This is a genomic window from Marinobacterium litorale DSM 23545 (assembly GCF_000428985.1).
Lineage (GTDB): Bacteria > Pseudomonadota > Gammaproteobacteria > Pseudomonadales > Balneatricaceae > Marinobacterium_D > Marinobacterium_D litorale.
Window position 1 is genome coordinate 140,459 of record NZ_AUAZ01000003.1, and the last position, 14,061, is coordinate 154,519.

General features: G+C 57.8%; 12 protein-coding genes. 5 read left to right on the top strand and 7 right to left on the bottom strand.

Annotated elements, in window-relative coordinates; all coding sequences use genetic code 11:
• Nucleotides 1-82: 82 nt before the first annotated feature.
• A complete protein-coding gene (locus tag G403_RS22115; RefSeq protein ID WP_051298503.1) occupies nt 83-2,335 on the top strand; it encodes a YgiQ family radical SAM protein in 2,253 nt (750 codons plus the stop codon).
• On the opposite strand, the gene G403_RS0103715 is transcribed toward G403_RS22115, so the two are convergent.
• Nucleotides 2,332-4,326: a methyl-accepting chemotaxis protein gene (locus G403_RS0103715; protein WP_027852791.1), complete on the bottom strand. Its 1,995-nt coding sequence runs from the start codon at nt 4,324-4,326 to the stop codon at nt 2,332-2,334. The two genes, G403_RS22115 and G403_RS0103715, sit on opposite strands and share 4 nt — an antisense overlap.
• Before the next feature lie 775 nt (nt 4,327-5,101).
• Here G403_RS0103715 and G403_RS0103725 point away from each other — a divergent pair.
• Nucleotides 5,102-5,314, top strand: a complete 213-nt coding sequence (locus G403_RS0103725) for a cold-shock protein (RefSeq protein ID WP_027852793.1) — start codon at nt 5,102-5,104, stop codon at nt 5,312-5,314.
• Between the two features lie 66 nt (nt 5,315-5,380).
• Here the strand turns inward: G403_RS0103725 and G403_RS0103730 are convergent, their stop codons facing one another.
• The 5 genes from G403_RS0103730 to G403_RS0103750 all read right to left on the bottom strand — a co-directional run bounded on the left by G403_RS0103730 (nt 5,381) and on the right by G403_RS0103750 (nt 10,150).
• The gene (locus tag G403_RS0103730) at nt 5,381-6,397 is read right to left on the bottom strand and encodes a GTP-binding protein (protein WP_027852794.1); all 1,017 of its coding nucleotides are present in this window, start codon (nt 6,395-6,397) and stop codon (nt 5,381-5,383) included.
• Nucleotides 6,398-6,467: 70 nt separating this feature from the next.
• Entirely contained in the window at nt 6,468-6,791 is a 324-nt protein-coding gene (locus tag G403_RS0103735) for a hypothetical protein (protein WP_027852795.1), read from the bottom strand.
• Nucleotides 6,792-6,870: 79 nt separating this feature from the next.
• Nucleotides 6,871-7,608: an oxygen-insensitive NADPH nitroreductase gene (gene nfsA / locus G403_RS0103740; RefSeq protein WP_027852796.1), complete on the bottom strand. Its 738-nt coding sequence runs from the start codon at nt 7,606-7,608 to the stop codon at nt 6,871-6,873.
• Between the two features lie 119 nt (nt 7,609-7,727).
• On the bottom strand, nt 7,728-8,621 hold the full coding sequence (locus tag G403_RS0103745) for a ribose-phosphate pyrophosphokinase (RefSeq protein ID WP_027852797.1): 894 nt from the start codon (nt 8,619-8,621) through the stop codon (nt 7,728-7,730).
• On the bottom strand, nt 8,618-10,150 hold the full coding sequence (locus G403_RS0103750) for a thymidine phosphorylase family protein (RefSeq protein WP_027852798.1): 1,533 nt from the start codon (nt 10,148-10,150) through the stop codon (nt 8,618-8,620). Before G403_RS0103750 ends, G403_RS0103745 begins: the two co-directional genes overlap by 4 nt.
• A 178-nt stretch (nt 10,151-10,328) precedes the next feature.
• Here G403_RS0103750 and purU point away from each other — a divergent pair, with 178 nt between their 5' ends.
• The 3 genes from purU to G403_RS22120 are packed head-to-tail and all read left to right on the top strand — an operon-like array spanning nt 10,329 to nt 12,879.
• Complete coding sequence (purU, locus tag G403_RS0103755; RefSeq protein ID WP_027852799.1) at nt 10,329-11,183, top strand: formyltetrahydrofolate deformylase; 855 nt, start codon at nt 10,329-10,331, stop codon at nt 11,181-11,183.
• Nucleotides 11,184-11,234: 51 nt separating this feature from the next.
• Nucleotides 11,235-12,119, top strand: a complete 885-nt coding sequence (locus G403_RS0103760) for a DnaT-like ssDNA-binding domain-containing protein (protein WP_027852800.1) — start codon at nt 11,235-11,237, stop codon at nt 12,117-12,119.
• Entirely contained in the window at nt 12,037-12,879 is an 843-nt protein-coding gene (locus tag G403_RS22120; RefSeq protein ID WP_027852801.1) for a replication protein P, read from the top strand. Before G403_RS0103760 ends, G403_RS22120 begins: the two co-directional genes overlap by 83 nt.
• Here G403_RS22120 and G403_RS0103770 read toward each other — a convergent pair.
• Nucleotides 12,865-13,944 carry a DUF3549 family protein gene (locus G403_RS0103770; RefSeq protein WP_051298509.1) on the bottom strand — a complete coding sequence of 360 codons (1,080 nt, stop codon included), beginning with the start codon at nt 13,942-13,944 and terminating at the stop codon, nt 12,865-12,867. The two genes, G403_RS22120 and G403_RS0103770, sit on opposite strands and share 15 nt — an antisense overlap.
• Nucleotides 13,945-14,061: the final 117 nt, after the last annotated feature.

Consider the following 14,061-nt stretch of genomic DNA (forward strand, 5'->3'; position numbering starts at 1 on the left):
ACAGTGCTACATTGGTATGTGGCAGGTCGGACGCTGTATACTGAGTATCCGCTTCACTTCCCAATCGGTTTGTTCTTAAGTTATGTCGACTCCAGCTGATTTGTATTCACTCGCGCGCTCCTCAGCGGGCGGTGATCCTGCACCGTTTCTGCCCATGTCCCGTGCGGAAATGGACCGTCTGGGCTGGGATGCCTGCGATATTATCGTCGTGACCGGGGATGCTTACGTCGACCATCCTTCCTTCGGTATGGCTATAATTGGGCGCTTACTGGAGTCGCAGGGTTTTCGGGTCGGTATTATCGCCCAGCCGGACTGGCACAGCGCAGATGCGTTTAAGGCGCTGGGAAAGCCCCGGCTGTTCTTCGGTGTCGCGGCCGGCAATATGGACTCCATGATTAATCGCTACACCGCGGACCGGAAAAAGCGCTCGGACGACGCATATACGCCGGGCGGACAGGCGGGTAAACGCCCTGACCGTGCCAGCCTGGTTTACAGCCAACGCTGCCGGGAAGCGTATAAAGATGTGCCGATCGTCCTAGGCGGAATCGAAGCCTCTCTGCGTCGCATTGCGCACTATGATTACTGGCAGGATAAGGTCCGTCGCTCAATTCTGCTCGATGCCCGTGCCGATCTTCTGCTCTACGGTAACGCTGAGCGTGCGGTTGTGGAGCTTGCCCATCGCCTGGACGCTGGAGAGTCGATTGATCAGATACGGGATATCCGCGGTACGGCATTTGTTCGCAAAGATACTCCTGAAGGCTGGATGGAGATCGATTCCACCCGTATCGACCGGCCGGGCAAAGTTGACAAAATCATCAATCCTTATGTGAACACCCGGGATCTGCCTGCCTGTGAGCTGGAACAGGGTGAGCGCTCGGAGCCGGAGGCTGCCGATGCACAGCCGCTGGAGGTTGAGTCGCTTCGCGATGTTCGCCGTCGCCTCGATCGGAGCCGAACCGTCATTCGAATTCCGTCATTCGAAAAAGTGAGTAAGGATCCGGTGCTCTATGCCCACGCCAGTCGCGTGCTGCACCTGGAGACCAACCCGGGCAATGCACGCGCACTGGTGCAGTTACATGGCGATCAGGAGGTCTGGCTCAACGCACCGCCAATTCCTCTCACTACCCAAGAGATGGATTATGTCTTTGATCTGCCCTATGCGCGGGTGCCTCACCCGGCCTACGGCAAAGCGGAGATACCCGCGTATACGATGATTCGCTTCTCTGTGAATATCATGCGGGGTTGTTTCGGTGGTTGTACCTTCTGTTCCATCACGGAGCACGAGGGGCGCATCATTCAGAATCGGTCGCAGGATTCGATCATTCGTGAAATTGAGCAAATCCGCGATCGTGTGCCCGGATTCACGGGCGTGATCTCTGATCTGGGCGGTCCCACGGCGAATATGTACCGGATTGCCTGTAAAAGCCCGGAGATTGAGGCGGCCTGTCGCAAGCCCTCCTGCGTTTACCCGAGTATCTGCCAGAATCTCAATACTGATCACTCGGCGTTGACCCGTCTCTATCGCGAGGCGCGCCGGCTCAAAGGGGTCAAGAAGATATTGATCGCGTCCGGGCTGCGTTATGATCTGGCGGTGGAAGATCCCGAGTATGTACGTGAGCTGGTGACCCATCATGTCGGTGGTTACCTGAAAATCGCACCGGAGCATACCGAGCGCGGCCCGCTTGATAAGATGATGAAGCCGGGGATCGGCACCTACGATGCGTTTAAGCAGATGTTCGAGCGTTTTTCCGCGGAAGCGGGGAAGCAGCAGTACTTGATCCCCTACTTTATCGCGGCGCATCCGGGGACGACCGATGAAGATATGATGAATCTGGCGCTATGGCTTAAGCAAAACGGCTTCAAAGCGGATCAGGTTCAGGCGTTTTACCCCTCGCCCATGGCGACGGCTACTGCCATGTACCACTCCGGCCGCAACCCGCTGCGCCGGCTCAGTTACAAGAAGAGCAGCGAAAAGGTCGAGACGGTAAAGGGGGAGCGTCAGAGACGTCTGCATAAGGCGTTTCTGCGCTGGCATGACCCTGACAACTGGCCGATGCTCCGGGCCGCTCTGACCGAAATGGGCCGGGCTGACCTGATCGGGCCAAGTGCGCATCAATTGATTCCGGCGGAGCAGGGCGATGAGGTGTATCAGGCGCCAAGGCGCAAAAACTCGCGCCAGTCAGCGCGAGCGGGCAAGGGGCGGATACTGACCCAGCACAACGGCTTACCCCCTCGCAGCAATGGCTCCGGAAAGCCGCGTAAAGCGGCGGGTAAGAAGCCTGTTTCCGCCAAGAAGACGTCTGGCGGCACCACCGGCAAAGCGCGCCGCGTTTAAGTTTTGGGGGGGCGCTCTAAACGGAACCGGCTGATCAGCTGCTCGAGTTGCTCTGCCATCTGCGCCTGTTGCTCCGCATGGTCGCTCAGATCGCGCGCGTGGTCACTGATCCTTTCCGCACTTGAATCGATGGTCGCGATGCTGCGGCCAATATCATTCATGGCGGTCGATTCCTCCTCAGCGGCGGCTGCAATCTGAGTCGAAAGTGAGGTGATGTTTTCCACCGCGTTGACGATCTGATCGAGCGCTTCTCCCACTTCGCGGATCTGCTCGGTGGTTGAGTCCATATCGCGCTGATTCTCCTCCATCAGGCTACTTGCCTCGTCGGTCTGGTCCTGAAGCTTCTTGATGATCTGCTCGACCTTGGCTGTAGAGTCGTGAGTTCGCTGAGCCAGAGTACGTACTTCATCGGCGACCACGGAGAAGCCTCTTCCCTGTTCGCCGGCACGGGCCGCTTCAATGGCCGCGTTTAATGCCAGCAGGTTGGTCTGCTCCGAAATAGCATTGATCACATCAATCACTTCAGAGATTGTGCCACTGCTGACCTTGAGTTGCTGGGTCATGTCGCCAACCCGGGAGATATCCTCTCCCAGCTTTGAGATGGCGCTGAAAGCCTGCTGCATCCGGCGGTGACCGTCAGCGGCGAGGTCGTTTGCTGAACGGGCCGCATCGGATGCATTCGACGTGCTGTTGGCCACATCCGCAATCGCCGTGGATACTTCCTCGATAGCGGCTGAGACCTGCATCGTTTCCGTATTCTGAGCGTTTAGACTGGCATGTGTCTCACGGACCGTATTCTGGGTGTTGCGTGCCTCTTCGCTGAGCTGTCGGCTCGCCACGGTTACTTCCTTGATCGCCGACGCAAACCCTTCCAGGGTATGGTTGAGCGCTCGAGCCACATCCCCCAGTTCGTCCCCCGTGAGCACATCGGCCCGGGCTGAAAGATCGTGTTCCTTGCGAACCCGGTCCATCGTCGCGCCAAGTGAGGCGACCTGGCGTTGAACGGTGCGCGTGATCCAGAACGAGCACAGGCCGATGAATAGCAGAGTACCGATGAGTAAGGCCAGCTGCAGCCATACGCTGCGCCAGGCCGTCTCATGGTCGATATTGGCCTGGTTGAGCAAGGCATCGGCGATTTCGTTCTCCATCTCCTTCATCAGGTTGATGCGTGCCGTTGCTTTCTCGAACCAGTCCGGTCCGCTGACGTTGAAACCGCCGGCCTGCGCATTATCCCTGGCGATGGCCCTGAGACGGCTCACTTCGTTGAAAGCGGGACGGCTGGTCAATGAGGCCCACTGTTCCTCGAGGGCATCAGGCGCTGAGACGGCGAACTGTGACAGATAGGTATCCTGCTCCGACACCAGGGTCAGAAACCGGGCGTACAGCCCCGGGGCGAATTGGTCGCCGGCAAAGGTGTTACTGAGAACTGCGCGTTCAATACCGGCTCTTTCTTTGGCCTGCAGAAATGAGAAAAATGCACTGGCGATACGGCTGAGTTCGACACTGTTGCTGATTCGGGAGATCTCCGCGGCTACTGACAGCAGATCGCGATTCAGCCCGGTGTAGTAACCCAGAGCATCGCCCAATGGGATGTTACGTGCATCGACTTTGGTGCGAACCTGCTGCAGGCGGGACAGCTGCTGCTGAATTCTTGATAGCGTGGATTGGATAAGGGCGTCATCCACTTCAAGTCCGGTCCGGTAGTCGTTCCATTGCTGGAGAACACGGTCGGTCGTTTGTCGCTGTTGGCGCAGTTTGTCGGCGAAGGTACCGTCATTGGAACCCAGCCATCCGCTGGTTGCGCCACGCTCTTTTTGCAGTTCATGGACCAGCGTACTGTTCCGAGTCGAAAGCTCCGCATACTGCTCAAGACGCTCCAGTCGGTTGCTTGTCCCGATCTGACCCAATATCCGCTGTCCCAGGATCAAACTGAGCAGCAACATTGGAATCAATATCAGCAGGAATATCTTGTGTACGAATCTGAGCTTCATCCTTTTTACTCCTTGGGGTTTAACGCCTTGAGTCAATCCTAGGCAAAAATCATCAATCCTGCGTAATTCGGCATAAGGAGCCATTGTAATCAAAATGAACTGGAGTATTATGCGGAAAAGGTCGCTTTCCGATCGGCGGCCCGGGCACGGTGTTATCAGTGGAGGAGTGCCACTGACGCAGGTGCCAGGCTAGGTTATGCAAGCGGTCGTGGAGCCGGATGTACAGAACCGGATGATTGTTTGTTGAGAGTTGGTCGGGCCCGCCAGCGGGGATGCTGGTTCGGAGTTACACACAGTTTGATGCTACAGATAGATCGCGGTCAGCTGACCGCAAAGCTTCATAATTTGCCGGTACGATCCAAAAGTCAGGGACCGACGGCCTTTGAAGCGACTTTTTTACCTGCCTTTGGCGGCCGTCCGGTCGCGGTTTTCCGTTTGAAACAAGTATTCGATCAGATGCTGTTCGCTTGCCTTTGCTGGCGGCGTAACGTTATCGGCTTGTCCGGAATTCCGTCCGTTGATGGCGGGGCAGGTCGGTCGATCTGAGGTGGTCGCAGGTTCTGACTGCGGCACAACATGTTCAGCATCCGCGAGTGGAGCCACACGCGGTTGCCGGAACGGTGGCTTTCCCCCGGGAGTGTCACCAGGCGGTTGACGGTGCTTGAATCGAACACACCGTGGCGCCAATTAACGGCCAGCACCCTGGGGATGGTGGTCAGCAAGAAGTCGTCAGCCAAAATGGCTGGCTTGGAAAGATAAAAGAAAGAGGCAAAACATGTCACAGCTCGTAACCGGCACCGTTAAATGGTTCAACGATGAGAAAGGCTTCGGCTTTATCCAGCAGGAAAACGGTCCTGACGTATTCGTACACTTCCGCGCCATCAACGGTACCGGTCGTCGCACTCTGCACGAAAATCAGCAGGTTACTTTTGAAGTAACTCAGGGCCAGAAAGGTCCGCAGGCTGATAACGTAACAGTTGTTTCTTAATCGAGAGACGCTGTAATCAGCAGGGTGGCGGGCGTCTGGCGTCCGTCCTCCCTGCCTGAACCCCCTTCAGGGCTCAGCCTGTTTCAGGCACGCCAGCAGCCCTTCCTCAATATGCCGCTTGTCCAGCGGTTGATCGCTCAGTATTTCCAGCCGGGAATCCCTGCGCCAGTTGAGCGGAAAGACACGCTCGTCGTCGATGACTCTGTTATAGCCCAGCCATGCGTGGCCGATGCGAAGTGCCGCCTTGATCCGCTTTACCCCTTTTATCGCGGTTAAGAAGCGTCGTGTGCGTTCGGTATCAAAGCAGTCATCGGGGTGGAATAGCCAGCTGTAGGCGTGTACCCCCTGTTCCGAATGGTTCAGCGCAATCGGCTGCCCCGGCTCCGGTTGAGAAACTGGCTGTGACACAGGAACATCCTGTGTTGGCAATGTGAGCCGGGGAGCGGATTGGGTCTTGTGTGTACTCGCTGCACTGGGATGGTCGAGCAGATCGGGTGGCAGGCTCCCTTGCTGTAGCCGGATTACTCGCCATTTGGGCGGATACATATTGCGGGACAGCTCGCAGGCCTCCTCAACCTGCGCCGGATTCCTCAAATCGGACTTGCTGACAGCGATCAAGTCGGCGATCTCAACCTGCTGAGCAAATACCGGGTTTTGAATTAACTCCGGCGTGTCGAGAATCGCTGGATCGACCACTGTAATGATGGTTCTCAGTGATACCGCTTCGGTGATTCCGGGGGAGTTCAGCAGTTGCACGATGCCCGCCGGATGGCCCAGGCCGGTGGGCTCAATCAGTAATCGGTCCGGGCGTTGCCTTGCGATTAACTGTGTTAGAGCAACCCTGAGCTGGGGACCTTGTGCGCAACACAGGCAGCCCCCCGGTATTTCACGGATGCTGACGTCCGCTCCGGTTCCATGCCCAACCAACGCCTGATCGATGCCAATCTGGCCAAATTCGTTGATCAGCAGGGCCCAGTACTCTGTATCAGGCTTCTGGGCCAGCAGGTGGTTGATCAGTGTGGATTTACCGGCCCCGAGATAGCCGGAGATGATGTTGACGGGGATAGGGCGGATGGGTTTGATAGCGACGCTCCTGCTGCAACGGCTGAGTACGTGCTATTTTCGCGTTGCTCGCCCATCCGGTAAAGGGGTGTCAGGCGCAATCCTGTTCCAGGCGACGTTTGGCTTCCAGGTAACGCGGGGTGGGTCCGATATCCTCGTAGACCGGTTCGTCATCTTCTACCCGGATAATCCGGTTTCCGGCCCGGTACGGCATCTTTTCTTCCACGTCGAGAAGTATCTGATGCAGTAAACAGGCCGTGACTTCGTCGATGGTGAGGCCGTACACCTCGGACAGGGCCTTGAGGCGGATCAGGTCTTCCTGATCGATCTTCAGAGTCACGTCACGCTCGTTGGCGACCTGGCGTGAACGGCTCTCTAACTCATCCAGCAAGGCGTTAATATGTCTCTCAGGCATGATTCCATCGCTCCTGCAAATTCAACGCTTACACCCCTATCATAGACCAGAGTCGAGGCCTGTCCACACCGGTTGGTGGCTATTTTTGGAGAAATCCGCGACTGCGCAAGAACTCCAGCATGTGGGGCCTGGCTTCCTTGTTGAGCATGCCTGAAATCTGTTCACTCCAGGTCATCTCTTTTGTGCCGCCGGTGCGGGTCTGGTAATAGTGACGCACCGATTCGTCGTAGGTGGCTATCCGCTCACGGTCGGCGCTGTCATCGTAGCGATCCTGCTTGAGTACGACGGGCAAGGGCAGGCGTGGTTTGGTTTCCGGGTCCTGATCCGGATAACCCAGGCAGAGGCCAAATACGGGATAAACCAGCTCCGGCAGCTCTAACAGGTCGGCGACCCGGGCAATCTGGTTACGCAGACCACCAATGTATACGCCACCGAGGCCAAGTGATTCGGCTGCGACCATGACATTCTGGGCGAACAGTGCGCAATCCAGGGAAGCGGTCAGGAACTGTTCGGTGAAGCCGGACTGCATCGGTGCCTGGTGCATATCGCAGGCGAGTTTATGGCGCTGCATGTCGGCGCAGAACACCAGGAACTGAGGCGCGCTTTCAACATAGGCCTGATTGCCGGCACATTCGGCCAGCTGAGCGCGGATCTGCGGGTTGGTAATCTGAATAACGGTGCAGGCCTGGATAAAACTGGACGTGGCGGCACTCTGGCCCGCCTCAATCAGCGTGTTGAGCGTTGTCTGGTCGACGGCTTCTGCCTTGAACTTGCGGATGGAGCGGTGCTGCTTAAGCAGGTCAATTACCGGGTTCATCGATTGCGGGGTCCTTCAGCTTGTTAAAACGGCTTAAATCGCTTTGGATCGATATAATGCCAGTCTTGACCTCCTGCGGACCAGTCCCCCGTCGGCATAACAGGCATGCATGGATCGAATCATTCCGGCCCGTCGAGCAGGTGACGGGCCGCATCGGCCAGCGCGGCGGACAGGCTGATACCGTTGCTGGGGTGAGGGATCGATTCGCTGGTAACGACGTCTGAAACAGCGCTGAGGGCGCGGTAGGCGTCGCCGGCAAAAAGCCCATGCACGGCAATAATGGTTGGCCGCGGCAGGCCCGCACTCTGCAGGTGACTGATGGTTTCCAGCATTGTCCGTCCGCTGGAGATAATGTCGTCCACCAGTACCGGGGTATGGTTACGCCAGCGATCCACATTCGGCAGAGATACGCTCACATCGTAGTCGCCACGCCGTTCCTTGGTGAGTACCTGGCAGGGAGCGTCAGCCAGCCTGGCCACTTCGGCAACCCACTGTTCACTTTCGCTGTCGGGTCCGATCAACAGGGGCTGGTTGAGGTTGTCGCGAATCCATTGGGCAATCATGGGGGCGGCATGTACCACCTGACTTCGCAGGGTATAGACCTGATCCAGTGAATCGTAACGGTGAAGGTGGGGGTCGCAGGTGACCAGCCAGTCGATGGCAGCGGAGAGCAGCTGCGCAAACGGCCGTGAACTGACGCATTCCCCGGGGTGAAATCGTTTATCCTGTCGCATGTAGGGCAGGTAAGGGGTAATGAGCCCGACTTGTCGAGCGCCCAGCTCGCGCAGCGTATGGGACAGGAACAGCAGCCGTAATACGCGCTCATCCGGGCGGTAAAGGTTACAGAGTATCAGACAGTCACGCTGTTTCGGATCACTGTGGACCCGCATGTAGCTCTCGCCATCCGGAAAGTGGCGCTGCTCCAGTGCTCCGGCTTCGGCATCGAGTGCGTTGCGCAGGCGAGTTGCCAGGTCCGGGTCTGAATCCAGGTTGAATAGTAAAGGCGCGGTCATACAGCATTCTCCTGATCGTCACTGAGCGTCAGTACCAGCTTGTGGTCGCAGAGGTAGTCGACGGCGTAATTGAGCTCACCGGCATTTTCCGCATGGATAGTCAGCAGCAGTGCATTCTGTTCGACCCGGTCGCCGATCTTGACGTGCAGCTCAACACCGGCAGCGGGGTCGGCCGGTGCACCGGCCAGCTTCGCAATCTTTGCCAGCTGGCGGTTATCCACATCGAGGATCTCGCAATCGTGTGGTGCGACCAGGGCATAGCGGTAGGGTGCCACTGGCGGGACGCGCAGGCCGCCCTGTGCCTGGCAAATACCCTGGAACTGCTCCCAGGCCCGGCCTGAACTTATTGCGTCCTGCGCGCTGCTTGTACCCTTACCGGTCTCGACGGCGCCAACCATCTCCAGCATGGTCCCGGCAATCAGTACGGCACGCTCCAGCAGATCTTGCGGAGCGTCAGGTTTATTCTTCAACACCGCTAAAATATCGTGCGCTTCCAGGGCCGGACCGATACCGCGTCCGATCGGTTGGCGGCCATCGGTCATCAGTACCTGCAACTGCAGCCCGAGGTTGGCGGCTACCGTTCTGAAGCTTGCGGCCAGGCGTTCGGCAGCGTCCTGGCTGCGGACCTTGGCGGTGGGCCCGACCGGAATATCGATCAGTACATGGGTGGCGCCTGCGGCCAGTTTTTTCGATAACACGGAGGCGATCAACTGGCCTTCGCTGTCGATATCCAGCGCACGCTCCACTTGAATCAGCAAGTCATCTGCCGGGCTCAGGCGTACCGAGCCGCCCCAGGCCAGACAGCCGCCCCGGTCATGCACAACCCGGCGCATCTGTTCGAGCGAGAGGCTGACATTGGTCAGGGTTTCCATGGTATCGGCGGTCCCGGCGGGGGAGGTGATCGCCCGGGAGGAGGTTTTGGGTACAGTCAGCCCATGGGCTGTCAGTATAGATACGACAATCGGCGTTGTCCGGTTGCCCGGTAAACCACCTACACAGTGTTTATCGATCACCTGTTCCAGTCCCCAGTCGATGCGGCTACCGGCTTTTACCATCGCTTCGGTCAGGCAGGTGATTTCGTGGTCGCTGAGCGCGTCATCCCCGCAGGCGGTAATAAACGCGGCCAGATGCACATCCGCATACCGGCCCTCGACGATGTCGTTGATAATGCTCTGAATCTGCAGGGCATCCAGTTCATGACCATAGACCTTGGCACGCACATAGGAGAGCGATTGCACCGGGCGTGGATGCGAGAGCCAGATCTCCGCGTTCGCGTGCAGTTCCAGACGTGACCAGGCGGATTCCGAGAAGCCCGCCTGGTCCGGAGCTAGCAGATCGGAGCTGACAATATTAAGAGAGGCGATGATGTGACGACCTTCGCAGATGACCTGCACACGGGACAGGCTTTCAAACCCCTCTGAGCGGCAGACCGGGCTGTCAGCTCGCAAAAACAGGGTGGGTTCATGGTGGGTGTCGATACCGAGACGGCAGGCTTTAAGCGGTGCCAGTTTTTCCGGCGTAAAACTCATAGAGGGGCTTCCTGTCACTGTCGTTTTAGGTCCATAGTAGCCTGAGCCGTGTTGGCTTTCGAGCACACAGTGCCGAATCGCACCAGTGAGCTGGCCGGTATCATCGGACTCCCGACACAGGCCCGGGACTGGTAGACTATGCTCCTTTCGTTTTCAGGCTCTGCAGGACTGTTTACCCATGGAACGTAGCTACCGATTAGTTCTCTCCTGCCCGGACCGGGTGGGGATTGTCTCGATGGTCAGTAATTTCATCTCCAGCCACGGTGGTTCGATTATCGATGCCAACCAGCACTCTGATCCGGTCAATCGCTACTTTTTCATGCGGGTGGAGATCAGTGCAGCCTCTCTGCCGTTTACACTCGAGCGATTGCGAGAGGCGTTTACACCCATCGCCAACTCCTTTGACATGGAGTGGCAGATTAACGACTCCAGTGAACCTAAACGGGTGATTCTGATGGCCAGCCGGGAGGCCCATTGCCTGGCTGATCTGCTCTATCGCTACCACAGCAACGAGCTGTTCTGTGAGATCCCCTGTGTGATCTCCAACCATGAGGATCTGCGTTCCATGGTGGAGTGGCACGGTATTCCCTATTTCTGTGTGCCGGTGGACCCGGAGAACAAACAGCCTCATTTTGAACGGGTCGACCAGCTGATCAGAGAGCATGAGGCGGATACTGTCGTGCTTGCGCGTTACATGCAGATTCTGCCGACGGAAGTCTGTGATCGTTACCCGCACCGTATTATCAATATTCACCACAGTTTTCTGCCGTCGTTTGCGGGCGCACGCCCTTACCATCAGGCCTATGAGCGTGGGGTTAAACTGATTGGGGCGACCTGTCACTACGTGACTCCCGAGCTGGATGCGGGCCCGATCATCGATCAGGAGGTGACGCGGGTCAGTCATCGCAGTCTGCCGGACGACATGGTCCGTCTGGGGCGTGATGTGGAAAAGCTGGCTTTGGCGCGAGGGTTGCGCTGGCATCTTGAAGACCGGGTGCTGGTCCATGGCAACAAAACAGTCGTGTTTGCCTGATTGAGTCCGACTAGACTGCAAAGAGCGCAGTCAGGAGAGTATGCTGATCCGATGAGTTTTATCTTCCCGGAAAGACCGATGTTGGTTTACCCCTCCCTTGCGGCTGAAGTTGGGGTGGAAGCCGCCCTGTTACTGGGCCTCTACCAGGAAGCGGTGGAGCGTAACGGTATGACCGATGAGCGGGGGCAGGCAGAGCTGCTGCTCTCACGCAGTCAGTGGTTGAGTCTGGCGCCCTTTTGGGACGAAGCCAGACTGCGTCAGGTCAGTGAGCAGCTGGTGGATGCGGGTTGGCTGCAGATCGCCTGGGGCAGTGCGGGTAATCTGCGCCTGCGTTTGGGACAGGCACCCAGAGCGAGTCAAGAGCCGCGAACGGCTGCGCAAAGAGCGCCTGAAGCTGTGAGCGCACCGGAGACAGTGGCGCGGATTCCGGTGGTCGATGAGCCGCCGGCCCGTCCTTCCGGGCATTCCGGCTCTGCCAATCTGGCCCGGCGCCGGGGTCCGGCCCCTACTTTTGGGGGCAGTATCGGTTGGCGCAAGCAGAAAGATGAGCTGCAGGAGATTTTTGAACAGGCCGAGCAGCGCAATCAGAAACTCCAGGCCATGTATATCGGTTGGCAGCCCTCCGAGCTGTTTCATCAGACCCTGCCCCGATACGCGATTCCGGCAGATTTTGCAGAGGGCTGTATCGACGAATTTGTGCTCTACTTTCTGGATAAGGATCGCAAGGAGAGTAACTGGGATCAGAAGTTTCTGGCCTGGGTCAAACGGGAGTGGGTGAAGAAACAAACCCAGGATGCCCGCGAGCAGCGATATCAGCAGGAGCGTGAATCTTCTTCAACTGGGGCGGCACAACATGAAAACACCCGATCAGATACTCGGGAAAAGCGCAAACGGATTACCGCAGCCACGATGGACATCAAGAACATCGACTGGTGAGCGAGAGGTTCGCGAGTCCGGCTCGGGCTACGGTGACAATGCGCGTGACCAGAACAGCATCCCGGATCAGACCAAAACCCTGGTGAACATGATCTTCGCCCGTTTTATGGCGATCTACGGCTACAAATACAAAAGCTGTTATGAAACCGATGATGAGCTGCGTATCGCCAAGCGGGAGTGGGCGCTGAGTCTACGTGGCTATGGTGAGCGTGAGCTGGTCGCGGCCGTAAACCGATGCAAGGAAACGTTGGCCTGGATGCCGACGATTTCCGAATTCCTGGGTATTTTACGGGATATCGGTGGCGATTTCGGCCTGCCCTCGACCCGGGATGCTTACCAGGAAGCGTGCTTTCATGCCGATCAGCCCATGGAGCATGACTGGAGTCACCCGGCCGTTTATCACGCAGGGCGCAGCACCGGTTGGTTTGAGCTGCGCAGCGAAGATGAAGCCCAGGTCTTTCCCCGTTTTGCCTACCAGTATGAAACCCTGTGTCGTCGGGTGCGGCAGGGCGAAGAGCTGGAGCTACCGGTCCCCGTCGCTATCGAAAACAAGCAGGACAGTACCCTGGCGCGTTTTATGCTGGCTTTCGCTGAGCAACATGGTCTGGAAGAGAGCGAGGCATGCAGTCTGCTGTTTTACCTGACCCTGCCCAAGGGCAGCAAAGTTCGGCAGCGCTTGCAGGCGCAGGCGCAGGCGCGGTTGGAACAAATCCATCCGGGCCTCAAATTGCCGGATAAACCGGGATCATTGCCGGCCTGATGGGACGTTTGCGAACCCCTGTCCGAACATCTCTCCAACAGCCGCAGCCAGCTGTTCACTGCGTTGTGGGCTACGTAGCGCCTGCATGATCAGTGCCCGCATGGCCGGCATAAACATGAGATCGGCGAGCACCCGACTGAACGCACTTTGACCGCCTTTCCCTGCCGCCAGCACTTCCAGAAAGGGCAGTAAGACCTCGGGCGCCTGTAATGCGCTGGTGGCGCGGCTCGCAATGGCAACAATCACTTCCGGCTCTTTGGCGTGGGCTGTCTGCACTATTTTTAACATCTGTTGCTGTTTACAGCGCTCATCGGCGATATTGGATAACCCGCGAGCCAGCGCAGCAACGGCCAGGGCGTTATCGTCGTCGCTGGCTAACAGCGTATCGAGGCGCGTGATCAATGCATCTCTCAGTGCTACCCGCGGTTGGACGTGTTCCAGCAGCGTGGCAATGGCATTCAGGGCAGGTAGAGGCATCTCTTTCACCCGGGCGGCCAGTGCCTGTTCGTTATCACTTTCATCGAGTCTGATTACCAGGTCGGCCAGCCCCTGAACCGCCAGGTCGGTCCAGCGCTCCAGTGGGATCTGGCCATGGCAGTACGCCTGGGCCGTTTCGAAGTACGCCGATGCCGGGGCTCCTGTGGCTTTGGCCGCGAGGGCGTGGAAGATCGCCATTTTTTCCGCGTCGGGTTTAAAGGCGAAGGGATTATCCTTAAGCGCATCCTCCGCTGGTGTTCCCTGTTGTCGGTTGCGAGCGTTCTCAAGCAGCCGGCGCACCAGGTCATCCCGAGCCGCCTGAACCAGGAAACCCTGTTCATCCAAGGGCAGCTTCAAAAACCAGATCGCGTTTTGTTCCGGTTGTTTCGGTTCCCAGATCAGTACGCCAACCCAGGCATGATGCAGAAAAGGGAGCGGATAGGGGGTGCGTGCCTGCTCGATCTTCTCGAAGCTGTCGGTGGTCAGCTTGCTGACACGGCGTCCCATATCGAAGATTCGGATCGCAGCACCGGTGTGACGAAGTAATTCGATAAACAGGGGCTGTGAGGGGGTATGGTCGGCGGGCATGGACTCTCCTGGCAGATTTCGGCTGAACGGATTCTACCGCTGATCATCGGTGCGGGGCCAGTTTGAGCCCTGTACCTTTTTCGCGACGACGGTGCCGATTTACGCATTGTTGGTGAT

Bases quoted from the DNA above. Each gene is read 5' to 3' on its own strand.
- G403_RS22115 (WP_051298503.1), top strand. From the start codon at position 83: ATGTCGACTCCAGCTGATTTGTATTCACTCGCGCGCTCCTCAGCGGGC.
- G403_RS0103715 (WP_027852791.1), bottom strand. From the start codon at position 4,326: ATGAAGCTCAGATTCGTACACAAGATATTCCTGCTGATATTGATTCCA.
- G403_RS0103725 (WP_027852793.1), top strand. From the start codon at position 5,102: ATGTCACAGCTCGTAACCGGCACCGTTAAATGGTTCAACGATGAGAAA.
- G403_RS0103735 (WP_027852795.1), bottom strand. From the start codon at position 6,791: ATGCCTGAGAGACATATTAACGCCTTGCTGGATGAGTTAGAGAGCCGT.
- nfsA (WP_027852796.1), bottom strand. From the start codon at position 7,608: ATGAACCCGGTAATTGACCTGCTTAAGCAGCACCGCTCCATCCGCAAG.
- G403_RS0103745 (WP_027852797.1), bottom strand. From the start codon at position 8,621: ATGACCGCGCCTTTACTATTCAACCTGGATTCAGACCCGGACCTGGCA.
- G403_RS0103750 (WP_027852798.1), bottom strand. From the start codon at position 10,150: ATGAGTTTTACGCCGGAAAAACTGGCACCGCTTAAAGCCTGCCGTCTC.
- purU (WP_027852799.1), top strand. From the start codon at position 10,329: ATGGAACGTAGCTACCGATTAGTTCTCTCCTGCCCGGACCGGGTGGGG.
- G403_RS0103760 (WP_027852800.1), top strand. From the start codon at position 11,235: ATGAGTTTTATCTTCCCGGAAAGACCGATGTTGGTTTACCCCTCCCTT.
- G403_RS22120 (WP_027852801.1), top strand. From the start codon at position 12,037: ATGAAAACACCCGATCAGATACTCGGGAAAAGCGCAAACGGATTACCG.
- G403_RS0103770 (WP_051298509.1), bottom strand. From the start codon at position 13,944: ATGCCCGCCGACCATACCCCCTCACAGCCCCTGTTTATCGAATTACTT.